This is a genomic window from Pseudomonas sp. O230 (genome assembly GCF_045447035.1).
Lineage (GTDB): Bacteria > Pseudomonadota > Gammaproteobacteria > Pseudomonadales > Pseudomonadaceae > Aquipseudomonas.
Map to the genome: position 1 here is coordinate 187,849 of NZ_JBJGXN010000013.1, position 25,116 is coordinate 212,964.

25 protein-coding genes are annotated in these 25,116 nt (G+C 60.5%); 9 read left to right on the forward strand and 16 right to left on the reverse strand.

Going from position 1 to position 25,116, the window contains the following annotated elements:
- Positions 1-67: 67 nt before the first annotated feature.
- Complete coding sequence (locus tag ACI77H_RS26965; RefSeq protein WP_407014749.1) at positions 68-451, reverse strand: hypothetical protein; 384 nt, start codon at positions 449-451, stop codon at positions 68-70.
- Positions 452-598: 147 nt separating this feature from the next.
- Here ACI77H_RS26965 and ACI77H_RS26970 point away from each other — a divergent pair, with 147 nt between their 5' ends.
- A complete protein-coding gene (locus ACI77H_RS26970; protein ID WP_407014750.1) occupies positions 599-796 on the forward strand; it encodes a heavy-metal-associated domain-containing protein in 198 nt (65 codons plus the stop codon).
- 237 nt (positions 797-1,033) lie between these two features.
- A complete protein-coding gene (locus tag ACI77H_RS26975) occupies positions 1,034-2,230 on the forward strand; it encodes a multidrug effflux MFS transporter (protein WP_407014751.1) in 1,197 nt (398 codons plus the stop codon).
- A gap of 8 nt (positions 2,231-2,238) precedes the next feature.
- Here ACI77H_RS26975 and ACI77H_RS26980 read toward each other — a convergent pair whose 3' ends face one another.
- The 3 genes from ACI77H_RS26980 to ACI77H_RS26990 all read right to left on the reverse strand — a co-directional run bounded on the left by ACI77H_RS26980 (position 2,239) and on the right by ACI77H_RS26990 (position 3,883).
- Positions 2,239-2,409 (reverse strand): hypothetical protein, encoded by a 171-nt coding sequence (locus ACI77H_RS26980; protein ID WP_191623755.1) that lies wholly within the window; start codon positions 2,407-2,409, stop codon positions 2,239-2,241.
- Positions 2,410-2,543: 134 nt separating this feature from the next.
- Positions 2,544-3,557 carry a zinc-binding alcohol dehydrogenase family protein gene (locus ACI77H_RS26985; protein ID WP_407014753.1) on the reverse strand — a complete coding sequence of 338 codons (1,014 nt, stop codon included), beginning with the start codon at positions 3,555-3,557 and terminating at the stop codon, positions 2,544-2,546.
- 32 nt (positions 3,558-3,589) lie between these two features.
- A complete protein-coding gene (locus tag ACI77H_RS26990) occupies positions 3,590-3,883 on the reverse strand; it encodes a putative quinol monooxygenase (RefSeq protein WP_407014755.1) in 294 nt (97 codons plus the stop codon).
- 117 nt (positions 3,884-4,000) lie between these two features.
- On the opposite strand from ACI77H_RS26990, the gene ACI77H_RS26995 reads away from it, so the two are divergent.
- The 3 genes from ACI77H_RS26995 to ACI77H_RS27005 all read left to right on the forward strand — a co-directional run bounded on the left by ACI77H_RS26995 (position 4,001) and on the right by ACI77H_RS27005 (position 7,492).
- Positions 4,001-4,930, forward strand: a complete 930-nt coding sequence (locus tag ACI77H_RS26995) for a LysR substrate-binding domain-containing protein (protein WP_407014757.1) — start codon at positions 4,001-4,003, stop codon at positions 4,928-4,930.
- A gap of 315 nt (positions 4,931-5,245) precedes the next feature.
- Positions 5,246-5,980 carry an ArsR/SmtB family transcription factor gene (locus ACI77H_RS27000; protein WP_407014758.1) on the forward strand — a complete coding sequence of 245 codons (735 nt, stop codon included), beginning with the start codon at positions 5,246-5,248 and terminating at the stop codon, positions 5,978-5,980.
- Between the two features lie 129 nt (positions 5,981-6,109).
- Entirely contained in the window at positions 6,110-7,492 is a 1,383-nt protein-coding gene (locus ACI77H_RS27005) for an MFS transporter (protein ID WP_407014759.1), read from the forward strand.
- A gap of 114 nt (positions 7,493-7,606) precedes the next feature.
- On the opposite strand, the gene ACI77H_RS27010 is transcribed toward ACI77H_RS27005, so the two are convergent.
- From ACI77H_RS27010 to ACI77H_RS27020, 3 genes are all read right to left on the reverse strand, one after another.
- Positions 7,607-8,560, reverse strand: a complete 954-nt coding sequence (locus ACI77H_RS27010; RefSeq protein ID WP_407014760.1) for an adenosine deaminase — start codon at positions 8,558-8,560, stop codon at positions 7,607-7,609.
- 78 nt (positions 8,561-8,638) lie between these two features.
- Entirely contained in the window at positions 8,639-9,607 is a 969-nt protein-coding gene (locus tag ACI77H_RS27015; RefSeq protein ID WP_407014761.1) for a 2-oxoglutarate and iron-dependent oxygenase domain-containing protein, read from the reverse strand.
- A gap of 143 nt (positions 9,608-9,750) precedes the next feature.
- On the reverse strand, positions 9,751-10,830 hold the full coding sequence (locus tag ACI77H_RS27020) for a BMP family ABC transporter substrate-binding protein (RefSeq protein WP_407014762.1): 1,080 nt from the start codon (positions 10,828-10,830) through the stop codon (positions 9,751-9,753).
- A gap of 306 nt (positions 10,831-11,136) precedes the next feature.
- On the opposite strand from ACI77H_RS27020, the gene ACI77H_RS27025 reads away from it, so the two are divergent.
- Positions 11,137-12,225, forward strand: coding sequence for a calcium:proton antiporter (locus ACI77H_RS27025; protein WP_407014763.1), 1,089 nt, complete (start codon positions 11,137-11,139; stop codon positions 12,223-12,225).
- 75 nt (positions 12,226-12,300) lie between these two features.
- On the opposite strand, the gene ACI77H_RS27030 is transcribed toward ACI77H_RS27025, so the two are convergent.
- From ACI77H_RS27030 to ACI77H_RS27040, 3 genes are all read right to left on the reverse strand, one after another.
- Positions 12,301-13,659, reverse strand: coding sequence for an 8-oxoguanine deaminase (locus tag ACI77H_RS27030; protein WP_407014764.1), 1,359 nt, complete (start codon positions 13,657-13,659; stop codon positions 12,301-12,303).
- 248 nt (positions 13,660-13,907) lie between these two features.
- Entirely contained in the window at positions 13,908-14,594 is a 687-nt protein-coding gene (locus ACI77H_RS27035) for an SDR family oxidoreductase (protein WP_407014765.1), read from the reverse strand.
- Between the two features lie 25 nt (positions 14,595-14,619).
- Positions 14,620-14,970: a MerR family transcriptional regulator gene (locus tag ACI77H_RS27040; RefSeq protein ID WP_192227000.1), complete on the reverse strand. Its 351-nt coding sequence runs from the start codon at positions 14,968-14,970 to the stop codon at positions 14,620-14,622.
- 82 nt (positions 14,971-15,052) lie between these two features.
- Here ACI77H_RS27040 and ACI77H_RS27045 point away from each other — a divergent pair, with 82 nt between their 5' ends.
- On the forward strand, positions 15,053-15,502 hold the full coding sequence (locus tag ACI77H_RS27045; protein WP_407014766.1) for a hypothetical protein: 450 nt from the start codon (positions 15,053-15,055) through the stop codon (positions 15,500-15,502).
- On the opposite strand, the gene ACI77H_RS27050 is transcribed toward ACI77H_RS27045, so the two are convergent.
- From ACI77H_RS27050 to ACI77H_RS27075, 6 genes are all read right to left on the reverse strand, one after another.
- Positions 15,499-16,425 (reverse strand): ABC transporter permease, encoded by a 927-nt coding sequence (locus ACI77H_RS27050; protein WP_407014767.1) that lies wholly within the window; start codon positions 16,423-16,425, stop codon positions 15,499-15,501. The two genes, ACI77H_RS27045 and ACI77H_RS27050, sit on opposite strands and share 4 nt — an antisense overlap.
- Entirely contained in the window at positions 16,425-17,531 is a 1,107-nt protein-coding gene (locus tag ACI77H_RS27055; RefSeq protein ID WP_407014769.1) for an ABC transporter permease, read from the reverse strand. Before ACI77H_RS27055 ends, ACI77H_RS27050 begins: the two co-directional genes overlap by 1 nt.
- An 11-nt stretch (positions 17,532-17,542) precedes the next feature.
- On the reverse strand, positions 17,543-19,108 hold the full coding sequence (locus tag ACI77H_RS27060) for an ABC transporter ATP-binding protein (RefSeq protein ID WP_407014771.1): 1,566 nt from the start codon (positions 19,106-19,108) through the stop codon (positions 17,543-17,545).
- Between the two features lie 531 nt (positions 19,109-19,639).
- Positions 19,640-20,221, reverse strand: coding sequence for an IMPACT family protein (locus ACI77H_RS27065; RefSeq protein WP_407014773.1), 582 nt, complete (start codon positions 20,219-20,221; stop codon positions 19,640-19,642).
- A gap of 7 nt (positions 20,222-20,228) precedes the next feature.
- On the reverse strand, positions 20,229-20,879 hold the full coding sequence (locus tag ACI77H_RS27070) for a TetR/AcrR family transcriptional regulator (protein WP_407014774.1): 651 nt from the start codon (positions 20,877-20,879) through the stop codon (positions 20,229-20,231).
- 196 nt (positions 20,880-21,075) lie between these two features.
- A complete protein-coding gene (locus ACI77H_RS27075; protein ID WP_007940170.1) occupies positions 21,076-21,996 on the reverse strand; it encodes a LysR family transcriptional regulator in 921 nt (306 codons plus the stop codon).
- A gap of 124 nt (positions 21,997-22,120) precedes the next feature.
- On the opposite strand from ACI77H_RS27075, the gene ACI77H_RS27080 reads away from it, so the two are divergent.
- A complete protein-coding gene (locus ACI77H_RS27080; RefSeq protein WP_407014776.1) occupies positions 22,121-23,470 on the forward strand; it encodes an aspartate aminotransferase family protein in 1,350 nt (449 codons plus the stop codon).
- Between the two features lie 65 nt (positions 23,471-23,535).
- Entirely contained in the window at positions 23,536-25,029 is a 1,494-nt protein-coding gene (locus ACI77H_RS27085) for a CoA-acylating methylmalonate-semialdehyde dehydrogenase (protein ID WP_008031364.1), read from the forward strand.
- Positions 25,030-25,116: the final 87 nt, after the last annotated feature.

The following is a 25,116-nucleotide window of genomic DNA, read 5'->3' on the forward strand; positions in this document are numbered from 1 at the left end:
CCGCAGAACCAATGTGGGAGCGGGCTTGCTCGCGAAGAGGCCATAACGTTCAACATCGAAGGTAAGATCAGTAATCGAGGGCTGTCGGCTTCAGATACATCCCTTCCTGCGTCATCGCAATCCGGAACTTCAACACATCGCCGGCCTTGAGCGTGATGATCTGCGACCCCGGCGCGAGCATGCCTGGATTGCAGCCCGGCGCCTGGCCCGGCAGCAGTTTCAAACGCAGGGAAACATTACCCGGCGGCAGGTTGAACGAGGTGGTTTGCTCCTGAAACAGCCGTGCAGACAGTTGATCCTGGAGGTACACGCCGATTTCGCAGTTGGTCGACACTTCCAGGCGCTCGCGGGAAATGATCAACACGCCGTAATCCTCCCCGGCCGCATTGACCGAGGGCACGGCGGCGAAAAGGCTAAGTAAGCCAAACAGGCTGAGAGCTGACCAGCGCATGGCTGAATCTCCTGAGATCGAGTCATTGATGCACGCAGCTTGGCCGAGCGCGGCGCCGATTGCCAGCCCGGCAGATCACTTCAGAACTTGACCTTGCCATGGTGGCAAGCTCGAGACTGCTCGCAACCTCACTCAAGGAGTCATTCCATGCAAGTGTTCAACGTTCAAGGCATGTCCTGCGGTCATTGCGTCAAAGCGATCACTCAAGCGCTGCAAGCCAAGGATCCTGCGGCCAGCGTGCGGATCGACCTGGCGGCAAAGGAAGTCGGCGTCGAAAGTGCGTTGACTGCGGATCAAGTGATCGCCGCGATCAGCGAAGAAGGCTACGAAGTGAAAGTCGCTTAAGGCCAAACGCAAAAACCTGTGGGAGCGAGCTTGCTCGCGATAGCGGTTTGACAGTCACCGAAATGTTGAATGTTGCATCGCTATCGCGAGCAAGCTCGCTCCCACAGTTTCTGAGTTTTAACTGACAGGTATCAGCTGTCCGTGGTTTTTTAATAGTTAGCGAGCTATCTGAATGTTCAAGGCGTCGATGCGCGGCTAAACTGCGGGGCCGCCGACCTCCGTCCCACTGGATGCCCGATGAACTTCCGTACCATTTTGATACTTGGCGCCCTGAGCGCTTTTGGGCCGCTCGCGATCGATTTCTACCTGCCTGCGTTCCCGGCCATGGCGCTGGCGTTCGGCACCGATGAACAACACGTTCAACTGACGCTGGCAGCGTATTTCCTCGGTTTGTCCATCGGTCAGCTGATGTACGGCCCAGTGGCGGATCGTTTTGGCCGACGCATTCCGTTGCTGGCGGGTGTCGGCCTGTTCACCGTTGCTTCCCTGGCGTGCGCCTACGCGCCAAACCTGGAATGGCTGCTCGGCGCGCGGTTCGTCCAGGCGCTGGGCGGTTGTGCGGGGATGGTGATTTCACGGGCGATCGTCAGTGACAAATGCGATGCGGTGGGTTCGGCGAAAGTCTTTTCACAGCTGATGCTGGTCATGGGCCTGGCGCCGATTCTCGCGCCGATGCTCGGCGGGTTGTTGGTCAACACCACGGGCTGGCAATCGATCTTCCTCGTGCTGACCGGTTTCAGTGCCTTGGCTGCGCTGGCCGTGGCACTGGGTTTGTCGGAAAGCATGCCGGCGGATGTGCCGCGCCAGCCGTTGTCCGGCGCACTGCGTCAGTACGGTCGGCTGTTATCGGACCCGGTGTACCTCGGCCACGCCCTGACCGGTGGCATCGCCATCGCCGGGATGTTTGCCTACATCGCCGGTTCGCCGTTCGTCTTCATCAAACTCTACGGCGTGCCGGCCGAGCACTTCGGCTGGTTGTTCGGCACCAATGCGGCGGGGTTCATTCTGGTAGCGCAGGTCAACGCACGGCTACTGGCCAAGCGTGGCCCGGCGTTCCTGCTGGCGCGCACCGTGTGGATCTACCTTGCGGCGGGTCTGGCGTTGTTAGCGGTCAGCTCGCTGCACACCGAGCAACTGTGGCCGTTGCTGATTCCGCTGTTTATCTGCATTGCCAGCCTCGGTTGCATCCTGCCCAACGCCTCGGCCTGCGCCATGAACGGGCAGGGCGCGCGCGCGGGCAGTGCGTCGGCAATGCTCGGTTGCCTGCAATTCAGCGTCGCCGCCGGGGCCGCGTCGCTGGTGGGGATTTTGTACGACGGCAGCGCCATGCCGATGGCCATGGTCATCAGCCTGTGTGGAATTTTGGTGGTGAGCATCGCGATGCTCACCCGGCGTTTGCAAAATGCCCGGGCATTAGTGAAAGCTCAGGTGTGAGGAAGGCCTCAGCCAGCAGCGCGTTGCTGTTGGGCGGGAATCTGATGGGGGGCGAGCAATCGTGCTTCGAGGGTTCGGGTGAAAGCGCGCGCTTCGGCTTCGCTACGGAACGTCACCGCGTGTTGGTCCAGGCGGACCTGCCACTGGGATTTTGCCAATTCTTTTATCAGGATCTTCATTACTGACCTCCTCGGTTAAAAGATTGCATCGCAGAGTTCTCGATTGTAGACCCGAATACGATCGCAATTATGACAACGGTCAACCTTCGGACTGACGGTGTCGTCCATTCGGACGACACTTGTATCAATCTGTTTCAGAAGCCTTCGAGGACAATCTTGCCCTTGGACTTGCCGCTCTCCAGCAGCTCATGCGCACGCCGCAAATTCGCCGCGTTGATCGTTCCGAAGTGTTCGCCCAACGTGGTTTTCAACGTCCCGGCATCGATCAGTGCTGCCACGCGGTTGAGCAGTTTGTGCTGCTCGATCATGTCCGTGGTTTCGAACAGCGAACGGGTGTACATGAACTCCCAGTGCAGCGACAGGCTTTTGCGCTTGAGCTTGGTCACGTCCAGGGCTTTCGGGTCATCGATCAGCGCCAGTTTGCCCTGCGGTGCCAACGCCTCGACCAATTGATCCAGATGCTGATCGGTCTGGGTCAGGCTGGCGACGTGGGTCACCGAATTCACGCCCTCGCGTTTCAGCGCTTCGCTCAGCGGTTGGCTGTGATCGATCACCAGGTCAGCGCCCAGTTCTCGCACCCAGCTCTGGGTTTGCGCACGGGACGCAGTGCCGATGACTTTCAGCCCTGTGAGCTGGCTGGCCAGTTGCGTAAGGATTGAACCGACACCGCCGGCCGCACCGACGATCAGCAAACTCTGGCCTTCGTCAGTATTGCCTTCGCGCACTTGCAGGCGGTCGAACAACAATTCCCAGGCGGTGATCGCCGTCAACGGCAGCGCGGCGGCTTCGGCGAAACCGAGGGTTTTCGGCATATGGCCGACGATCCGCTCGTCCACCACGTGCAGCTCGCTGTTCCCGCCGGCACGGGCGATGGAACCGGCGTAGAACACCTTGTCGCCGGCCTTGAACAGTGTCACGTCACTGCCGACTGACTTGACCACACCGGCCACGTCCCAGCCCAGCACTTTGGCCGTGCCACCTTCAGGCTGGACGTTCTGGCGGACCTTGGTGTCCACCGGGTTGACCGAGATGGCTTTGACTTCCACCAACAGGTCGCGCGGGCCGGCGACCGGTTCTGGCAGTTCGATGTCTTGCAGGGAATTGGCGTCGCTGATCGGCAACGCGGTGTAGTAGGCAACGGCTTTCATAAGGAATTTCCGAACAGTAATAGAAGAAGGGGTCAAGCCACGGAGCGCAGGCGCTTGAGTTCGAAGTGCTCGAGAAAGTCGCCGGCCTTGGCGCGAAAGTCTTGAATGTGCGCGCTGGCGTCATGGGCCTGCAGGGCTTCGTCGCTGCTCCACTGCTCGATCATGTAGAAGGCGAGTGGATTGGCCAGGTCCTGATGCAGGTCGTATTGGCTGCAACCGGCTTCGGCGCGGGTCGGTTCCAGCAGTGCACGCAGGTGCTGTTCGAGGGCGTCTTGCTGACCGGTTTTGGCGATCAGGGTGGCAATGACGGTAAACGGCTGGGACATGTTCGACTCCGATAACGGGATGATTTCGATGGGGCAGATGATTGGCTATTTCTCTGCAAGATAAAACCCGCTAAAAGAGCAGTCTCTTTCAATATTTTTTTGATAATCGAGGCTGGAATGCTGCGTTTTGATGACTTGCAGTTGTTTGTCCGGGCCGCAGACCTGGGCAGTCTGTCGGCGGCGGCGCGGGGAATGGACCTGTCGGCGGCGGTCGCCAGTGCCGCATTGAAGCGCATCGAACAGCAACTCGGCGCCCGGCTACTCGCCCGTTCCACCCGCAGCCTGCGCCTGACCGCGGAGGGCGAGGGGTTTCTCGAATACGCCCGGGCCGCTCTGAGCAACCTCGACGAGGGCCGCCGTTTGCTGGCCAGCGGCCAGGATCAGGTCAGCGGGGTGTTGCAACTGTCGGCGCCGTCGGACTTCGGCCGCAACCTGTTGCTGCCGTGGCTGGACGAGTTTCAGCGCGAGCACCCGAAACTCACGGTACGCCTGCTGTTGGGCGACCGCATTGCTGACCTGTTTCGCCAACCGGTGGACATCGCCCTGCGTTATGGCGAGCCGGAAGACTCAAGCCTGGTGGCGCTGCCCATCGCCCCGCAAAACCGCCGCGTGCTGTGTGCCGCCCCGAGTTACCTGGCCCGACACGGCGAGCCGCGGCAACTGGAGCAACTGGCGCAGCACAATTGTTTGCTGTTCATGCTCGGCAGCCGGGTTCACGACCACTGGAGTTTTCACGACGGCAAACGCGATGTCAGCCTGACCGTCAGCGGCGATCGTTTCAGTGACGATGCCGATGTGGTGCGCCTGTGGGCCGTGGCGGGCGCCGGAATCGCTTACAAATCCTGGCTGGATGTCGCCGCCGATGTGTTGGCCGGTCGCTTGAAAGTGCTGATGCCAGAGCTGCTGTGTGAGCGCGCACCGCTGAATTTGCTGTGCGCCCATCGCGCGCAATTGAGTAAGCCGGTGAACCTTTTGCGGGAAATGCTCGCCAGCCGATGCGCCGGTTTGAGTAGTCAATTTCCGATGTTGGCGGTCACCGATCATTAGTCGCAGGCAAATAGCGAAATTTCACTCAGGAACTATCACCATCAAGCGATTTCAGAGGGCAGGAACCGACGGTTAACGCGCTTATACTAGCGCTCGCCTCAGGGGCGCACGGTCGATCTCGCCATGGTGAGCCGGCGTTCGAGTCCCCAGGCCAGCGGTCGATCGCCGAGCCTTTGCACAATCCGCAAGGCATTGGCTTGTGTGAGTGGATGGCTTTGTCCGGTTTGTCGCGGATTCCGCGTCTTGGCCGACGACACATTACTGGTCAAGATGTCTCTGAGCAGTAGACGAAACGATTCAACAGGGAGTGAATACATGGAACATGCACCTTGCATCAGCCAGATCGCCACGTTGCTGGCTGACCCAAAGCGCAGCGCAATGATGTGGGCCTTGATGGACGGCACCGCGCGACAAACCGAAGAACTGGCCTTGCTGGCCGGCCTGTCACCGTCTTCGGCCAGTGCACACCTGGGGCGTTTGTCCGCCGGAGGTCTGTTGAAAATCGAAACCCGTGGCCGCAAGCGGTTTTTCCGCTTGGCCGCACCCGAAGTTGGCGCTGCGATAGAAGCTTTGGCCAGTGCAACGATTGCCAGCACACCCCGTGACGTCCCGGACATTTTCAAAAGCACGGCCCCCCTCTCGAAACCTCAGGCGGCACCTTCGTCGTTGTTGCGCGCGCGACTCTGCGACGATCATTTGGGGGGCACGTTGGCCGCCGACCTTTACCAGCGTTTGCTGGATGCGGGCTGGATCGAACAGTTCGATCAGCGGGTGTCGATCACTCACAAGGGCGCCACGCAGTTGGCCAAGCGCGGTGTGTTCGTCCAGGCGCTGGCGCACAGCCCCCGCCGAGCCGCTTGCGCCTGTCCCGACTGGAGCGAAAGACGTCCGCACATGGGCGGTTCGCTGGGCGCGGCGTTGCTGCAATTGTTCATGCAATCCGGCTGGCTGAGCTTGCCGAACGATTCGCGGGCCTTGCACGTGACGGCGGCGGGGCAGCGTGAAATCCATCGGTTCGCCAAGGAGACCGAGCTGGAAATGGCGTTGTAGAGGCCTCGGGAGCGACGTCTGGAATCTCGGGCGTCGTTCAGAGCTGTGGCCATGTCGCATCCAGCAATAACCCTCTGCGGCTATCGCGCACACTCGATCCAGGGACTTTCGGATTGGGGGGGATGTGGCATGGAAACACGTGGCTTCAGCGCGGCAGAACGTTTGGAACGGCTGCCTGTCAGTGGGTATCACCGGATCATTTTCATCATCATTGCCTTGGCGTTTTTCTTCGACTCCATGGACCTGGCGATGATGACCTTCCTCCTCGGCTCGATCAAAACCGAGTTCGGCCTCAGCACGGCGCAGGCCGGGTTGCTGGCCAGTTCGAGTTTCTTCGGCATGGTGCTGGGCGCGTCGCTGTCCGGCATGCTCGCCGACCGTTTCGGTCGCAAACCGGTATTCCAGTGGAGCATCGTGTTGTGGGGCATCGCCAGTTATCTGTGCTCCACGGCACAGAACGTCGAAACGCTGACCATGTTCCGCATCCTCCTGGGGATCGGCATGGGTATGGAGTTTCCCATCGCGCAGTCGATGCTGTCCGAGCTGATTCCCGCCAAACGACGCGGGCGTTACATCGCGTTGATGGACGGTTTCTGGCCGCTCGGGTTCGTCGCGGCCGGGGTGCTGTCGTACTTCCTGTTGCCGGTGATCGGTTGGCGGGACATCTTCCTGGTCCTGGCCGTGCCGGCGGTGTTCGTCCTGGCGATCCGCTTTTTCATCCCCGAGTCACCGCGCTGGCTGGAACAGGCCGGGCGGCATGAGGCGGCAGACAAGGTGTTGCTGGGCATCGAAGAGCGGGTCCGGGCTTCGCTGGGTCAATCGGATTTACCTGAGCCTGTGCGCCTGCCGCGTGTGGAGAGTACGCCGGGCAACTTCTTCTCGGCTTTGCAGCAGATCTGGTCGCCGCTGTATCGCCAACGCACGATGATGATCTGGAGCGTCTGGTTCTTTGCCTTGCTGGGTTTCTACGGCCTGACGTCGTGGCTCAGCGCGCTGTTGCAACAGTCGGGTTTTGCCGTGACGCAATCGGTGTATTACACGGTGCTGATTTCCCTCGGCGGGATCCCCGGTTTCCTCATGGCGGCGTGGCTGGTGGAGCGCTGGGGGCGTAAACCGGTGTGCGTGGTGACGCTGCTGGGTGGCGGGGTGATGGCGTTTCTTTACGGTCAGAGCGCGGTATTTGGCGGCAATGTCGGCTTGCTGATTACCTCGGGGCTGTTGATGCAGTTCTTCCTGTTCGGCATGTGGGCGGTGCTCTACACCTACACGCCGGAGTTGTACCCGACATCGGCGCGGGCCACGGGTTCGGGGTTCGCCTCGGCTATTGGCCGCGTGGGTTCATTGCTTGGGCCGTTGGTGACCGGGCTGGTGTTCCCGATGACCGGGCAGGGTGGGGTGTTTGCGCTGGGGGCGATGTGTTTTGCGATTGCGGCGGCAGTGGTGTGGGTGTTCGGGATGGAGACGCGGGGCAAGACGCTGGAGGAGTTGACTGAATCTTCTGTCATCGGCTGAACGCATAACCTGTGGGAGCGGGCTTGCCCGCGATCGCGGTGTATCAGGGGCCAACGATCTTGACTGGCACTCCGTCATCGCGGGCCCGCCCCCACAGGGGTTATGCGGTGAGGCTTACGGTTTTACCAACCGCGCATCCAGGCTGTTTTGTGCCAGACGCTTGGCTTGATCCTGGGTCATGCCCAGATCGGTGTACAACGCATGGAAGTTCTCGGTCACATACCCGCCGAAATACGCCGGGTCATCCGAGTTCACCGTGACTTTCACGCCGCGTTCAAGCATGTCGAGAATGTTGTGCTGGGACATGTGATCGAACACGCAGAGCTTGGTATTCGACAACGGGCACACGGTCAACGGGATCTGCTCGTCGATGATCCGCTGCATCAGGCGCTCGTCTTCGATGGCGCGCACGCCATGGTCGATGCGCTGGATTTTCAGCAGGTCGAGGGCTTCCCAGATGTACTCGGGCGGGCCTTCTTCACCGGCGTGGGCGACGGTCAGGAAGCCTTCGTGACGGGCGCGATCAAACACACGCTGGAACTTGCTCGGCGGGTGACCCATTTCCGAACTGTCGAGGCCGACGGCCACAAACGCATCGCGGAACGGCAGCGCCTGGTCGAGGGTTTTCTCGGCTTCTTCTTCACTCAAGTGGCGCAGGAAACTCAGGATCAAACCACTGCTGATGCCCAGTTGCTGCTCGCCATCCTTCAGCGCGGCGGCGATGCCGTTGAGCACCACTTCGAACGGGATGCCACGGTCGGTGTGGGTTTGCGGGTCGAAGAACGGCTCGGTGTGAATCACGTTCTGCGCCTTGCAACGCAACAGGTAGGCCCAGGTCAGGTCGTAGAAATCCTGAGAGGTGCGCAGCACGTCGGCGCCCTGGTAATACAGGTCGAGAAACTCTTGCAGGTTGTTGAAGGCGTACGCCTTGCGCAGGGTTTCGACATCGCTCCACGGCAGGGCGATCTTGTTGCGTTCGGCCAGGGCGAACAGCAACTCGGGCTCCAGCGAACCCTCCAGGTGCAAGTGCAGTTCTGCCTTGGGCAGGGCGTTCAGCCAATCGTACATTTTCGACATCTCATCAGGTGCAATGCCGGCATTCTACAGATGCTGACTGCAATAATTGGTAAAACCTGACCAAGCGGTTCATCTTCCCGCGTCCTGTTCCCGCCGGTACGCATAGGTCTCGGCGAAGCGCGAGAGCAGGAATTCGGCGCAGGTGGTGGCCGGGTATTTCGCCGGGTGCGACTCATCCTGGCAACCGGGCAGGCATTCGATGCGCGTGTCGGGGTGCGGCTCGGCGAAGAACGGCATCGAGTAACGGTCCACCCCCAGCGGGCTGATCACCCGGTGCGGCGTCGACAGGTAACGGTCGTTGCTCCAGCGCGCCATCATGTCGCCGAGGTTGACCACGAACGTGCCTTCGATAGGCGGCGCGTCGATCCAGTCGCCTTTGACGTTGCGCACTTGCAGGCCACCGGCCGCGTCTTGATACAGCAGGGTGATGCAGCCGTAATCAGTGTGGGCCCCGGCGCCTTGTTGTTCTGCGGAACTGGCGGTGTGGCGCGGCGGGTAGTGGATCATTCGCAGCACGCTGACCGGTTCGTGGAAGCGCGTGTCAAAGAAGTCGCGCTCGATGTTCAGCGCCATCGTCATCGCGCGCAACAGGGTTTGGGCCAGCGCCTGCATGTCGACGTAGTGCTGCTCCATCAGCGCTTGCCAACCGGGTATCGAGGGATGACGGTTGGGGCCGCGCAGCGGTTTTTCCGCGAGGACTTGCGGGTGATCGGCGGGCAGGTGCAGGCCCATGTCGAAGGTTTCTTTGAGGTCGCTGGGCTTGCTCGGGTCGAGCTGTTCCGTGGCTATCGCGCCGTAGCCGCGATGGTGTCGGGTCTGGGTGATGTCGATGGTGAGCTTTTCGGCGGCGGGCAGGTCGAAGAAACGGGTGGCGTGATCGAGCACGGCGTCGATGCGTGCGGTGCTGATCGGGTGACCCTTGATGTAGAAAAAGCCCCACTCGCGGCAGGCGCGGTCGATGTGCGTAGCGACGGTTTGCCAGGCAGTTTGGTCGTCGCGGTAGAGCGGGGCGATGTCGATGATCGGAAGGCTGTTCATGCGCAATCCTTAATAACGCTGAAGATCCAATGTGGGAGCGGGCTTGCTCGCGAAAACGGTGTGTCAGGTGGCAAGATGTTAACTGACAGTCCGCTTTCGCGAGCAAGCCCGCTCCCACAGGTACTGTGTTTCCATTGAAAGGATTACTTCGGAATATCGGCCTTCATGCCTTCAACGTAGTAATTCATCGAGGCCAGTTCCGCGTTGCTCGCCGTCGCGCCCGCCGCAATTTTCTCGACGCCGGCCTGATCCTTGATCGGCCCGGTAAACGGATGCAGCGCACCGCTCTTGATGTCCGCGATGAGCTGTTCGGCCTCGGCTTTCACCGGCGCCGGCACCAGGTCGCTGATCGGCAGTTCAACCGTGCCTTCCTTCAGACCGCCCCAGTAGTCCTGCGATTTCCACGCATGATCGATCACGCTTTGGGTCGCCTGAATGTAGTGCGGTGCCCAATCGTTGACGATCGAGGTCAGCACCGCTTTCGGCCCGAAGTGCGCCATGTCCGAAGCGTAGCCCACGGCATACACGCCGCGACGTTCGGCCGCCTGAATCGGCGCCGGGCTGTCGGTGTGCTGGAACACCACGTCCACGCCTTGGTCGATCAGCGCGTTGGCGGCGTCGGCTTCCTTGCCCGGATCGAACCAGGAATTGACCCACACCACTTTGATCTCGGTGCCGGGGTTGTACTTGTTCAGGGCCAGTTGAATGGCGTTGATGTCGCGGATCACTTCCGGGATCGAGAACGAGGCGACGTAACCGATCTTCTTGGTCTTGGTCATTTTCGCCGCGAGGAAGCCGCCGACGTAGCGACCTTCATAGGTGCGCGCGAGGTAGGTGCCAAGGTTTGTGTCCTGCTTGTAGCCGGTGGCGTGTTCGAAGGTCACTTTGGGAAACTGCTTCGCAACTTTCAGGGTCGGGTTCATGTAGCCGAAAGACGTGGTGAAAATCAGGTCGTAGTTGTCCTTGGCCATGTTGCGGATCACCCGTTCGGCGTCGGCGCCTTCGGCGACGTTTTCCACGTAGTGGGTGGTGATCTGTGGGCCGAGTTTTTCCGCCAGCGCCTTGCGCCCCTGTTCATGCTGATAGGTCCAGCCGTGGTCGCCGATCGGGCCAATGTAGACGAAGCCGACTTTCAGCGGGTCGGCGGCGCTGGCGGTCAGGCTGACGCTCAGACCAAGGGTTGCGGCGACGGCGCACAGCAGCTTCAACGGACGTTTATGCATGAATTCCAACTCCATTTTGTTTTGAGGTTGGAGGGGGTAATGCAAATTGCTGACCAACAGGACAACTAAAATTCAGGTTTCAGGTTTTGTGGTGATTGGGAGGGCGCCATCGCCGGCAAACCGGCTCCTACAGGGACGCGGTGATCGGCTTTTGCAGGAGCCAGTTTGCTGGCGATGACGCACTGCGGTGCGCCGCTGAATCTTCCTGCCTGCCCGTGGTGCGCTAAGGTGTAACGAAACGTTAGCGCCGCCCCGCAGTCAGTAGCTCATCGCACTGATTTCGCTCCACTCGGCAAAAGGCCCGCAATGCTCACACTCCTCAAGCAAGAAAAATTTCTGCTGCTGGCCCTGATCGCCGCGTTCATCGCCTATCCGCTGGAGCCATGGATGCTGCACAGCGGCCAGCCCATTGCGCTGGCCGCCGGCCTGGCCCTGATCGCCTTCATCGTCGCCGCGTCCATGCGCGTCGCCCATCACGCCGAACTGCTGGCGGAAAAGGTCGGCGACCCTTACGGCACGATGATCCTGACCCTGGCCGCGGTGCTGGTCGAAGTGGTGATCCTGGCGATCATGATGAGCAACGAAGCCTCGTCGACGCTGGTGCGCGACACGATCTATTCGGCGGTGATGCTCGACATCAATGGCATCCTCGGCCTCGCCGCGTTGATGGGCGGAATCAAGCACGGCGAGCAGTCTTACAACGATGACTCGGCGCGCAGCTACAGCGTGATGATCCTCACCGCCATGGGCGTTTCCATGGTGGTGCCGGAGTTCATTCCCGAGGCGAACTGGAAGGTGTATTCGGCGTTCACCATTGGCGCGATGGTCGTGCTTTACACCCTGTTCCTGCGCATGCAGGTCGGGCCGCACAGCTATTTCTTCAGCTACAGCTACCCGGAAAAACGGCGCAAGAAAGCCTCGGAGGATGAAGCGCCGCCGGTCAATCTTGCCTTGAGTATCGGCACGTTGGTGTTTGGCGTGGTGGTGATCGGCGCCTTGGCCGAGGTGATGTCGAAAACCCTCGACCTGGGCCTGGAGGGCACGGGTGCGCCGCCGGTGATCACGGCGATTCTGGTGGCGGCGATTTCCGCTGCGCCCGAGATTCTGACCGCGTTGCGCGCCGCGTTGGCCAATCGCATGCAATCGGTGGTCAACATCGCCATGGGGGCATCGTTGTCGACGGTGATCCTCACGGTGCCGGTGATGGAAGCGATGGCGCTCTACACCGGCCAGCCGTTTCAGATGGCAATGACGCCGGTGCAGACGGTGATGATCTTCCTCACCCTGATCGTCAGCGCGATCAATCTCAACGATGGCGAAACCAATGCCATCGAAGGCATGACCCATTTTGTGCTGTTTGCGACGTTCATCATGTTGTCGGTGTTGGGCCTGTAAAACATCGCCGGCAAGCCGGCTCCTACAGGCACCGCGCATAACCTGTAGGAGCCGGCTTGCCGGCGATTGCGTCTGTCAGGCGCCGCTGATCAACTGCCGCGCCGCCTGGCTGTGATCGGCGATCAGGCCTTTGAGATCCAGCCCCTCAACCTGCCCGTCAATCACTCGCCATTTCCCGCCGACCATCACCCGATCCGCCCGATCCGCGCCGCACAACAGCAACGCCGAAACCGGATCATGGCTACCGGAGAAACGCAGTTCATCCAGCTTGAACAACGCCAGATCCGCCTGCTTGCCCACCGCCAGTTCACCGATGTCGCTACGCCCGAGCAAACTGGCCGAGCCCTTGGTCGCCCAGCCCAACACCAATTCCGGCGTGATCTTCTCGGCGCCGTAACGCAGCCGCTGGATGTAAAGCGCCTGGCGGGTTTCGAGCATCATGTTCGACGCGTCGTTGGACGCCGAGCCATCGACGCCCAAGCCCAGCAACGCGCCGGCGGCGGTCAGCTCCAGGGTCGGGCAGATACCGGAAGCGAGGCGCATGTTCGAGCTCGGGCAATGGCAAATGCCGGTGCCGGCCGCGCCGAGGCGGGCGATTTCATCCGGGTTGAAGTGGATGCCGTGGGCCAGCCAGGTGCGCGGGCCGAGCCAGCCGACGCTGTCCAGATAATCGACGGTGCGCAGGCCGAAGCGTTGCAGGCAGAAGTCTTCTTCGTCGAGGGTCTCCGCCAGGTGCGTGTGCAAACGCACGTCGAGTTTGTTCGCCAGTTCGGCGCTGGCGGACATGATTTGCGGGGTCACCGAAAACGGTGAGCACGGCGCCAGGGCGATCTGGATTTGCGCGCCATCGCCACGCTCGTGGTACTCGGCGATCAGGCGCTGACTGTCGTCGAGGATTACTTCGCCTTCCTGCACGGTCTGCTGCGGGGGCAAGCCGCCGTCCTTTTCGCCGAGGCTCATGGAACCGCGCGTCAGCATGGCGCGCATGCCCAGTTCGCGAACGCTTTCGACTTGCACGTCGATCGCATTTTCCAGGCCTTTCGGGAACAGGTAATGGTGATCGGCGGCGGTGGTACAGCCGGACAGCAGGAGCTCGGCCAGCGCGACTTTTGTGGCGAGGGCGAGCTTTTCAGGGGTGAGGCGTGCCCAGACCGGGTACAGGGTTTTCAGCCACGGGAACAACGGCTGATTGACCACCGGCGCCCAGGCGCGGGTCAGGGTTTGATAGAAGTGGTGATGAGTGTTGATCAGCCCCGGCAGGATCACATGTTCACGAGCATCGAACACGTGTCCACAGGGCGCGGACGGTTGCTGGCCGGCAGCGAGGACTTCGACGATCAAGCCGTCTTGCAGCACCAAACCGCCACGGGCATCGAGGCCATTGGCAGTGAAGATCGCGAGGGGGTTTTTTAACCAGGTACGGGTCGCAGGCATGTTGGCCGGCTCCTCTGAAAGTGGGGTTCAGGTTAGCCAGCTCAGTGATTACCCTGTCTGCTGATCCAGGGTCGCCGCGAGGACGAGGTGCGGAGTTTCAAACAAAACCGCGAAACGGGCAAGCCCCGCCCGACCAGACGATCAATAACCTATAGGAGCTGGCTTGCCGGCGATGGTGTGTCAGTCGACATCCATGCAGCTGACACACCATCGCCGGCAAGCCGGCTCCTACAGAAGGGCGGCGGTGATTACCAGGGAATGGTTTCGCCCTTGTAATTGACGAAGTGGTGACCGCCCTTGCCGGTGTAGGCATTCACCTGATCAACCAAGCCACGCGTGCTGGTTTCCACATCCAGGTCGGCACCCTCACCACCCATGTCGGTCTTCACCCAGCCCGGATGCAGCGACAACACGGTCAGTTTCTGCTCGCCCAATTGCGTCACAAAACTGTTGGTCATCGAGTTCAACGCAGCCTTGCTCGCCTTGTACAACGCCAGTTCCGGCGCGTCCGGCATGGTCACGCTGCCGAGCACTGAACTCATGAACGCCAGGACGCCGCTGTCCGGGCGAATCTGCCCGACAAAACGCTGTGCCAGGTTGATCGGCGCCACCGCATTGGTGAAGAACAACTGACCGACTTCCGCCAGCGTTGCGCCGCCCGGTGTCTGCACGTCAGGTCCTTTGACCCCGGCATTCACGAACAGCAGATCAAACACTTCGCCCTTGAGCTGCTGACTCAAGGCAATGACGGCCTGCTGATCATCCATGTCGAGTTTTTCGATCCGCACCTTGCCCAGCGCCTGCAAGGCGTCGGCGTTCTGCGGGTTGCGCACGGTGGCGGTGACTTGCCAGCCATCGGCCAGCAGGGTTTTCACCAGACCGAGGCCCAAGCCCCGGGAGGCGCCGATGATGAGTGCGGTTTTTGCCGTAGACATGAGTGGCTTCCTTGGTAAGTGAGGATCACGGATTCAATGGACAACGCTGCCCGAGCCGTTGTTGCAACTCGTTGCGCAACGCGCCGAGTTCGTCCATTCGGGTTTCGATCAGTTTGAGTTTGTCTTGCAGCAATTGCGTGACGGCGCTGTCCGGATCGGGCGACTGCCACAACGCGGCGACGCTGTTGCCGATCTCGCCGAGGGTAAAGCCCAGCCGTTGAGCGGTCTTGATGTAGAGCACCAGTTGCACCATGTCGTCTGGATACTCGCGATAACCATTGGCGCTGCGTTGCGCCGCGATCAATCCGCGCTGCTCATAGAAGCGCAGCGTGTCACGGCTGACGGCGCTGGCCTGGGCTAGTTCACCGATGCGCATTCTGACGTCTCGAGAGGGCTTGACCCTGGAGCATACTCCAGGCTTTAGCCTTGTTGCTCCCTGATTTTTTGGAGCAAGACGGATGTGGACTTCAGCGCAATATCGCCGTTTGGTGCGCGGCAGCGCCTGGTATGACTTGATCGTGACGGCCGCGTTTGCCACGCCATGGAGTTTTGCGGCGTTGCATGGGGTGCTGGCGAGTGTTAGCCAGGCTTTGGATTTGCCCGGTGAACTGCCGGCGTTTGAGCCGATGCACATGCTGATGGCGAACCTGTTGGGCTCGATCGTGTGCGTGTGGGCGGTGCTGCGGATTCGTGATCCGCAGCAGGTGTATGGCCGTTATGACGCAGTCGGCAGATTTCTGTTTTCGGCTTGGCAGCTCTATGCCTTGCTCCATGGCGCCAGTTCGCTGTTGGTGCTTTTCCTGGTCTTTGAATTGGCGTGGGGCGTGGTTCAAGTGTTACCTGTTCGGGCCCCTTCGCGGGCAAGTGGGAGCGGTGCCCGCGAAGGGGCCGGTGCAGGCAACCTCTAGTGCCCCGCCTGCCACGGCTGCCCCAACGACACCGGCGCATACAACCGTGTGCGCACGGCATCCCGCGACAACAGCACCAGCACCACAATGGTTGCAACATACGGCAGCATCGCCAGCAGGCTCGATGGAATCGCCAGCCCCAACCCCTGCGCCACCAGGTGCAGGATGCTGGCGAGCCCGAACAGATAGGCCCCCAGCAGCAACCGCCACACCCGCCAACTGGCAAACACCACCAGCGCCAACGCAATCCAGCCTCTGCCCGCGCTCATGTTCTCCGCCCACATCGGCGTGTAAGCCAGCGACAGATAAGCCCCGGCCAACCCGGCCATCGCCCCGCCGAACAACACCGCCAAGGTGCGCACGCCCAACACCGGCAAGCCCATCGCACTGGCCGCATCCGGGTTTTCGCCGACGGCCTGAATGATCAGCCCGACACGACTTTTCACAATCACCCACGCCACCAGCGCAAACAACGCGAACGACAGGTACACCAGCAGATCCTGCGCAAACAGCATCCGCCCGATCAGCGGGATCTCGCTCAACCAGGGGATCGCCACCGGCTCAAAACCCGCCAGCGGTTTACCCACCCATGCCGCCCCGACAAACGTCGACAGGCCCACGCCGAAGATCGTCAGCGCCAACCCGGTGGCCACCTGATTGGCGTTGAACACCAGCGCCACCAACGCAAACAGCGACGACAGCAACATCCCGGCGAGCATCGCCAGCAACACGCCAAGCCAGAGGTTGCCGCTGTTCAACGCGACGATAAAACCGATCACCGCGCCAAACAGCATCATGCCTTCCTGGCCGAGGTTGAGGACGCCGCTTTTCTCACAGATCAGTTCACCCAGCGCCACCAATAGCAACGGCGTGCCGCAGCGCACCATGGCGTAGAAAATATTGCTCAGCAGATCGATATCCATCACAGCGCTCCTGCATGAACGGCGGTGGCGGGCGAACGGCGCACCCAGCGCAGATTCAAACGCGGTCGATAGAGAATCAGCACGTCACTGGCCAACAGGAAAAACAGCATCATGCCCTGGAACAATTGGCTGATCGCTTGCGGCAGGTTCATGCTCATCTGCGCGCTCTCGCCACCGATATACAGCAATGCCATCAACAGGCTGGAAAACAAAATCCCGATGGGGTTGAGTCGCCCGAGAAACGCCACGGTGATCGCGGCGTAGCCGTACCCCGGCGAGACTTGCGGCACCAGTTGGCCAATCGGCCCGGTGACTTCACACACCCCGGCCAGCCCGGCCAATCCGCCGCTGATCAACAGCGCCAGCCAGATCAGGCGCTTCTCGCGAAACCCGACAAAACCCGCCGCGCGCTTGTCCAGCCCGAGCACTTTGATCTGGAAACCGATGAAGCTTTTCTGCAACAAAACCCACACCGCCACCAACGCGAGCAACGCGAAATACACCCCGGCATGAACCCGACCGTCCTCCATCAACAGCGGCAAACGGCTGGCGTCGCCAAACATCGCCGACTCCGGAAAGTTGAACCCGGCCGGGTCCTTCAACGGCCCATGCACGCAAAACAGCAGCAGGTTCAGGGCGATGTAGTTGAGCATGATGCTGGTAAGGATTTCGTTGGCATTGAAGCGTGTGCGTAACCACGCCGTCAGCCCGGCCCAGGCTGCGCCGGCCAGCGTGCCGACGAGCAGGATCAAGACCAATGCCCAGCGGCTTTGCAGGCCGATAAGGTTGACCGCCAACGCACTGCCGGCCAGCGCGCCGAGTAGCAATTGACCTTCGGCGCCGATGTTCCAGATCCGCGCCTGATACGCCACGGCCAGGCCCAACGCGCAAAGCAGAATCGGCAGCGCTTTGACCAGCAATTCGGAGACGCCGTACAGGTCGCTGACCGGTGCGATCAGCAATGTATGCAACGTCAATAACGGGTCATGGCCGAGCGCGATAAACAGCAGCGAGCCGCAGCCCAACGTCAGGACCGCCGCCAACAACGGCGAGCACCAGAGCATCAGCCGCGATTGCTGGCCACGGGGTTCGAGAGAAAGCAGCATGTGAAACTCCGTTAAACCGTTGCCGGTGCAAGTGATGTTGGGGTGTCGAACTGGCCGGCCATCCAGCCGCCGACGTCGATCAGGCAGGTGTCGACAGTTGCCTTGAGTGGCGACAAGCGTCCACTGCACAAGGCGCCGAGCCGGTCGCTGATCTGGAACAGTTCGTCGAGGTCTTCGGAGATCACCAGGATCGCCGCGCCAGCATCGCGCAAGGCAATCAGCGCGCGGTGAATGGTCGCGGCAGCGCCGACGTCCACGCCCCAGGTCGGGTGCGCGGCCACCAGCAATTTCGGTTGCTGAAGCATTTCCCGACCGAGGATGAATTTCTGCAAGTTGCCACCGGACAGGCTGCGGGCCGGCGTTTGCGCGTCGGGTGTCTTGACGCCGAAGCGGCGGATGATGTCTTCGGCCAGCGCGTTGACCTTGCTTCGCTGAATCAACCCGTAGCTGACCAGACCTTGTTGAAATGCAGTGAGCAGGGCGTTGTCGGCCAGGCTCAACTCCGGCACCGCGCCGTGACCCAGACGTTCGGCGGGGACGAATGCCAGGCCGAGTGTGCGACGGGCATCTGGGGCTAAATGAGCCACCGCTTGCCCGCCAAAACGCAGGGTTGCACCGTCATTGCGGTGCAGGCGTTGTTCGCCGCTGAGCATTGCCAGCAACTCATCCTGGCCATTGCCGGCCACCCCGGCGATGCCGACGATTTCGCCGCCGCGCACTTCGAGATCGATGTCCTTCAGCGAGCAGCCAAACGGATCGGGGTTGTGCCACGACAATCCGCTCACGTTCAAAAATGCCTGATCGCCAACCACCTTTGGATAATCAGTAATCAGCTCGGCCGCTTCCCCGACCATCAACTGCGCCAGTTGCTGATCCGAGCACTGCGCCGGCACGCAATGCCCGGCCACGCGACCGCCGCGCAGCACCGTGGCGCTGTGGCACAACGCACGCACTTCACCGAGCTTGTGGCTGATAAACAGAATGCTGCAACCCTCGGCCGCGAGCCGGCGCAGGGTGACGAACAATTCGTCGGCCTCTTGCGGGGTCAGCACCGAGGTCGGTTCATCGAGAATCAGCAGGCGGATGTCCTGCATCAGGCACCGAATGATTTCAACCCGCTGCCGTTCGCCAATCGACAGGCTGTGGACCATTCGCTCCGGTTCCAGTGCCATGCCGTAGCGCCGGGACACTTCACGAATTTTTGGCTCAAGTTGTTTCGGTGTGCCGGCGGCTGCGCCCATCGCCAGCGCAATGTTTTGCGCCACGCTGAGGGTTTCGAACAACGAGAAGTGCTGGAACACCATGCCGATTCCTAAACCGCGAGCCTGGGCCGGGTTGCGCATGGTCACGCGTTGGCCTTGCCAGATCATCTCGCCAGCATCGGCTTGGGTGACGCCGTAGATAATTTTCATCAGCGTACTTTTGCCCGCGCCGTTTTCGCCGAGCAGCGCATGGATTTCTCCCGGCGCAATACTCAAGTCGATGGCATCGTTGGCCAGGCAACCCGGGTAGCGTTTGCTGATTCTGCGCAGTTGCAGGCGAGGCGTTTGGTCGGGGATCGGCACGGGGTTGGGCATGACAGGCTCGGGTCGATGGAAGTTGTGCCTGTGGATAAAGCAATTTCCTGGCCATTGAGTCAGGAAAAATGAAAAAGCGTATGGGCCGAGGCTCCGGTGGGCTGCTTCGACATCTTTCGATCCCGAACCAGGCACCACATGAGGGCGAAGCCGTTGAACAGGCTCCGGTTTTGCGCAGGCAGATTTGGTCAAAAAACGAGCAACCCACTGCAAGCCATGCCGGATATGGGGCCGCGCCAGCCATGAACGGGTTATCCACAGATTGCTCCACAGTATTTGTGCGCAAGCGCAAAGCTCGGGCATAAGCACTGACCGGCTTTCTTCTAAAGGTGCTAAACCACCCTAACTTATTGTTTTTGCGTGGATTTGATCGTTTTGATCGCAGATTGGATGAAAAATGAACAACGGCCGCAAAGCCGCATGACAGAAGGGTTACAGCGGAATGTGCTCAGGTTATCCACAGCCGGGTGCACAGTAGATGTGGGCAAATACGCTGGATCGACGAAAGGCTGTTGAGCGTTGTTGGTGCGATCAGCGCTGCAACAGAATGCGCCCGCGACTCAGGTCCGCGAGCTGGCTTTGTAGCTGCTCGATTTGCGCTTCGCCCATCGCCAGTTTCAGCTCCACACCGTTGGCCGTGAACGTTTCTTCCACCACCAATCCGCCCAGTTCGCTCACCCGAAGTTTCACCAGGGTCAATTCGCCAAACCCGCAGTTGCAACTCAGCGGCACACGGCTGATCAGCTCAACTTTCGGTGCCGCTTGCAGGCACTTGTTCGCACCGCCGCCATACGCTCGGGCGAGGCCGCCGGTGCCGAGTTGAATGCCGCCATACCATCGGATCACCAGCACCGCGACCTGATCGCAATCCTGTGCGTCGATGGCCGCCAGAATCGGTCGCCCGGCCGTGCCGCCAGGTTCTCCGTCATCGGTGCTGCGGTATTGGGCGCCGAGCTTCCATGCCCAACAATTGTGCGTGGCGTTCAGGTCGCTGTGCTGTTCGATGAAGGCCTGGGCTTCAGATGGGCTGCTGATCGGTGCGGCTAAGGTGATGAAGCGGCTTTTGCGAATTTCTTCGCGGTATTCGCAAACGCCGCTGAGGGTAAATGGCATAAGAGTCTTAAATGGCTGGAGTCAGGCCGCAGCCTTTGAGAATGATGCGGATCAGGTTGTCGCCGGCGTCTTCCATGTCTTGCTTGGTCAACTTGGTACGGCCGCTGACCCGGCAAATCTGCGTGGCAAAGTCCGCGTAATGCTGGGTGCTGCCCCACAGCAGAAAGATCAGGTTGACCGGCTCGACCGGGTCCATTTTGCCAGCGTCGATCCACGCTTGAAACACCGCCGCCCGGCCCTGGAACCAGGCGCGGTAGTCCTGGTTGAAATATTCGGTCAGGCACTCACCGCCGCTGATCACTTCCATGGCGAAGACTCGCGAGGCTTGCGGCTGGCGGCGGGAGAATTCCATTTTGGCGCGAATGTACCGCGTCAGCGCTTCGGCCGGATCATCCTCGGCGGTGAGGGTGTTGAAGGTGCTGTCCCACAACTGCAGGATGTTGCTCAACACCGCCACATACAAGCCGAGCTTGTTGGTGAAGTAGTAATGCAGGTTCGCCTTGGGCAACCCGGCATTCAGGGCGATGGTGTTCATGCTCGTGCCTTTGAATCCGTGACGGGCGAACTCGTCTTCGGCGGCTTTGATGATGGTCTCTTCGTTCTTCTGACGAATGCGGCTGGCAGGTTTGCCGCCGTGAGCGGGGACTTCAAAGGTCATAGGCACTTCCGGACAAGTGGGTGGGTGCAACCAGTGCGTTGATAGCGCAACCACAGTTTTCAGACAAGTCCCGAAGCAATAAAACCCGAACACCACACCCCCTGTGGGAGCGGGCTTGCTCGCGAAGGCGGTGGGTCAGCCGCATGAATATTGACTGACCCACCACTTTCGCGAGCAAGCCCGCTCCCACAAGGTTTCATCGTGTTGCGGCCAGGCTCTCAAGGAAGCTTTCCAGCACCAAATGCGGGCGACGACCCTTGCGAGTGACGGATGCGAGGCTCAAGTCATAGAAACGTGCTTTCGGTTTCAGTGCACGCAAGCGACCTTGTTGTACCCAGAGGCTGGCGTAATGATCCGGCAGGTAACCGATGTAGCGCCCGGTCAGAATCAGAAACGCCATGCCTTCGCGGTCCGATGCACTGGCGGTGCAATTGAGTGCCTGGTAATGCGCCTGAATCTCGGCCGGCAAACGGAAAGTCGGGGCGATGGCGTCCTGACTGTTGAGGCGCTCGTCGTCCAGTTGTTTGTCATCGACATAAAACAATGGATGGCCGACCGCGCAATACAACAGCGAACGTTCGCTGTAGAGCGGCTGATATTCCAACCCCGACAGTGCGCTGGCCTGCGGCACCACGCCGACATGCAAACGGCCGTCGAGCACGCCTTGCTCGACTTCATTTGGCGCGATCATGCGGATCTGAATCTGCACGTCCGGTCCGCGCTCCTTCAATTGCGCCAGGGCGTGGGTGATACGCATGTGGGGCAGGGTGACGAGGTTGTCGGTCAGGCCAATGGTCAATTCGCCGCGCAGGTGTTGATGCAGACCGTTGACCTCGGTGCGGAAACTTTCCAGCGCACTCAATAGCTGCAACGCCGATTGATAGACCTCGCGGCCTTCTTCTGTCAGGGAAAACCCGGCGCGACCGCGTTGGCACAGGCGCAGGCCGAGGCGCTGTTCCAGGTCGCTCATTTGCTGACTGATCGCCGAGCGGCCAATCCCGAGCACCGATTCCGCCGCAGAGAAACCGCCGCACTCCACCACGCTGCGAAAAATCCGTAGCAGGCGGATATCAAAGTCGCTGACTTGTGCCAGCGGATCGGGGCGACGAGTGCTCATAGTTTAGTAGCGGCCTGACTGAACGTTAGAAAAGTTGGATTTCACAGACTTTATCCCCATGGCAATTTAGCTGCAAGAACGCTTTTCATCTCCACGCCGCTTATTGCCTTGCGAGGTTTTGCCCATGAACTTGCCTGAAAACGCCCCGACTTCCCTGGCCAGCCAGCTCAAGCTCGATGCTCACTGGATGCCCTACACCGCCAACCGAAATTTCCAGCGCGATCCGCGACTGATCGTGGCGGCTGAAGGCAGTTGGCTGACGGACGACAAGGGGCGCAAGGTCTACGATTCGCTGTCTGGTCTGTGGACCTGCGGCGCCGGGCACACCCGCAAGGAAATCCAGGAAGCGGTTGCCAGGCAACTGGGCACGCTCGATTACTCGCCGGGCTTCCAGTACGGTCACCCGTTGTCGTTCCAACTGGCGGAAAAAATCACCGACCTGACGCCGGGCAATCTGAATCACGTGTTCTTCACCGACTCGGGTTCCGAGTGCGCTGACACTGCAGTGAAGATGGTCCGCGCGTACTGGCGCCTGAAAGGCCAGGCAACCAAAACCAAAATGATCGGCCGTGCCCGTGGTTACCATGGCGTGAACATCGCCGGCACCAGCCTTGGCGGTGTGAACGGCAACCGTAAATTGTTCGGCCAGGGTTTGATGGATGTCGATCACCTGCCGCACACCTTGCTGGCGAGCAATGCTTACTCGCGCGGTATGCCGAAAGAGGGCGGTATCGCGCTGGCCGATGAGCTGCTCAAGTTGATCGAACTGCATGACGCGTCGAACATCGCTGCCGTATTCGTTGAACCAATGGCCGGTTCCGCTGGTGTGCTGGTTCCGCCTGAGGGCTACCTCAAGCGTTTGCGCGAAATCTGCGATCAGCACAACATCCTGCTGGTGTTCGACGAAGTGATCACCGGTTTCGGCCGTACCGGTTCGATGTTCGGCGCTGACAGCTTCGGCGTGACCCCGGACCTGATGTGCATCGCCAAGCAAGTCACCAACGGCGCGATCCCGATGGGCGCGGTGATTGCCAGTTCCGAGATCTACCAGACTTTCATGAACCAGGCGACGCCTGAGTACGCCGTGGAATTCCCGCACGGTTACACCTACTCCGCGCACCCGGTGGCTTGCGCTGCAGGCCTGGCCGCCCTCGACCTGCTGCAAAAGGAAAACCTGGTGCAGAGCGTGGCCGACGTCGCACCGCATTTCGAAAATGCGCTGCACGGCCTGAAGGGTTCGAAAAACATCATCGACATTCGCAACTACGGTCTGGCCGGTGCAATCCAGATCGCCCCGCGTGACGGCGACGCCATCGTACGTCCGTTCGAAGCGGGCATGGCGCTGTGGAAAGCCGGGTTCTACGTGCGCTTCGGCGGCGACACCCTGCAGTTCGGCCCAACCTTCAACAGCAAGCCGCAAGACCTTGATCGTCTGTTCGACGCGGTCGGCGAAGTGCTGAACAAAATCGACTGATTTTTCCCTTCTATATAGAGGCGCCCGGTGACGGGCGCCTGTGGACAACTTTTCAGGAGCCCCGCATGAGCCTTATCCCGCATTTGATCAACGGCGAACTGGTGACCGAAGACGGTCGCACCGCCGACGTGTTTAACCCGTCTACCGGCCAGGCGATCCACAAGCTGCCATTGGCCAGCCGTGAAACCATCCAGAAAGCCATCGACTCGGCCAAGGCTGCGTTCCCGGCCTGGCGCAATACTCCGCCGGCCAAACGTGCGCAGGTGATGTTCCGCTTCAAGCAACTGCTGGAACAGAACGAAGCGCGTATCGCTCAACTGATCAGCGAAGAACACGGCAAGACCCTGGAAGATGCAGCCGGTGAACTGAAGCGCGGTATTGAGAACGTCGAGTTCGCGTGCGCGGCACCGGAAATCCTCAAGGGCGAATACAGCCGTAACGTCGGCCCGAACATTGATGCCTGGTCGGACTTCCAGCCGTTGGGCGTGGTTGCCGGTATTACTCCGTTCAACTTTCCGGCGATGGTGCCGCTGTGGATGTATCCACTGGCGATCGTTTGCGGTAACTGCTTCATTCTCAAACCGTCCGAGCGTGATCCAAGCTCGACGCTGTTGATCGCTCAGTTGTTGCTGGAAGCCGGTCTGCCGAAAGGCGTGCTGAGCGTTGTGCATGGCGACAAGGCTGCCGTAGATGCGCTGATCGAAGCGCCGGAAGTCAAAGCGCTGAGTTTTGTCGGTTCGACGCCGATTGCCGAATACATCTATGCCGAAGGCACCAAACGCGGCAAACGCGTTCAGGCACTGGGCGGCGCGAAGAACCACGCGGTGCTGATGCCGGACGCGGACCTGGATAACGCCGTCAGCGCACTGATGGGCGCGGCTTACGGTTCTTGCGGAGAGCGTTGCATGGCGATTTCGGTAGCCGTGTGTGTCGGCGACCAGGTGGCGGATGCGTTGGTGGCGAAACTGACGCCGCAGATCAAGGCATTGAAGATCGGTGCCGGTACCACTTGTGGCCTGGACATGGGGCCATTGGTCACCGGTCAGGCTCGTGACAAAGTCAGTGGCTATGTAGAAGACGGCGTTGCATCGGGGGCAACCTTGGTGGTGGATGGTCGTGGCCTGAGCGTGGCCGGTCATGAGGAAGGGTTCTTCCTGGGTGGCTGCCTGTTCGATAACGTCACGCCAGAGATGCGTATCTATAAAGAAGAGATCTTTGGTCCTGTGCTTTGTGTCGTCCGGGTCAATAGCCTCGAAGAAGCGATGCAACTGATCAACGATCACGAGTATGGCAACGGCACCTGCATCTTTACCCGTGATGGCGAAGCGGCGCGGTTGTTCTGCGATGAGATCGAAGTCGGCATGGTCGGCGTTAACGTGCCGTTGCCGGTGCCGGTGGCTTATCACAGCTTTGGCGGCTGGAAGCGTTCGCTGTTCGGCGATCTGCATGCGTATGGCCCGGATGGCGTGCGCTTCTACACCCGTCGCAAGGCCATCACCCAGCGCTGGCCGCAACGGGCGAGCCATGAAGCGTCGCAATTTGCGTTCCCTAGCTTGTAAGTAGAAGGGAAGAAGGCCGAGCCCCTTGGGCTCGGCCTTCGTGTTTCTGGGCTTTTTTGACCTATATGACAGAAATGTGAAATTAGA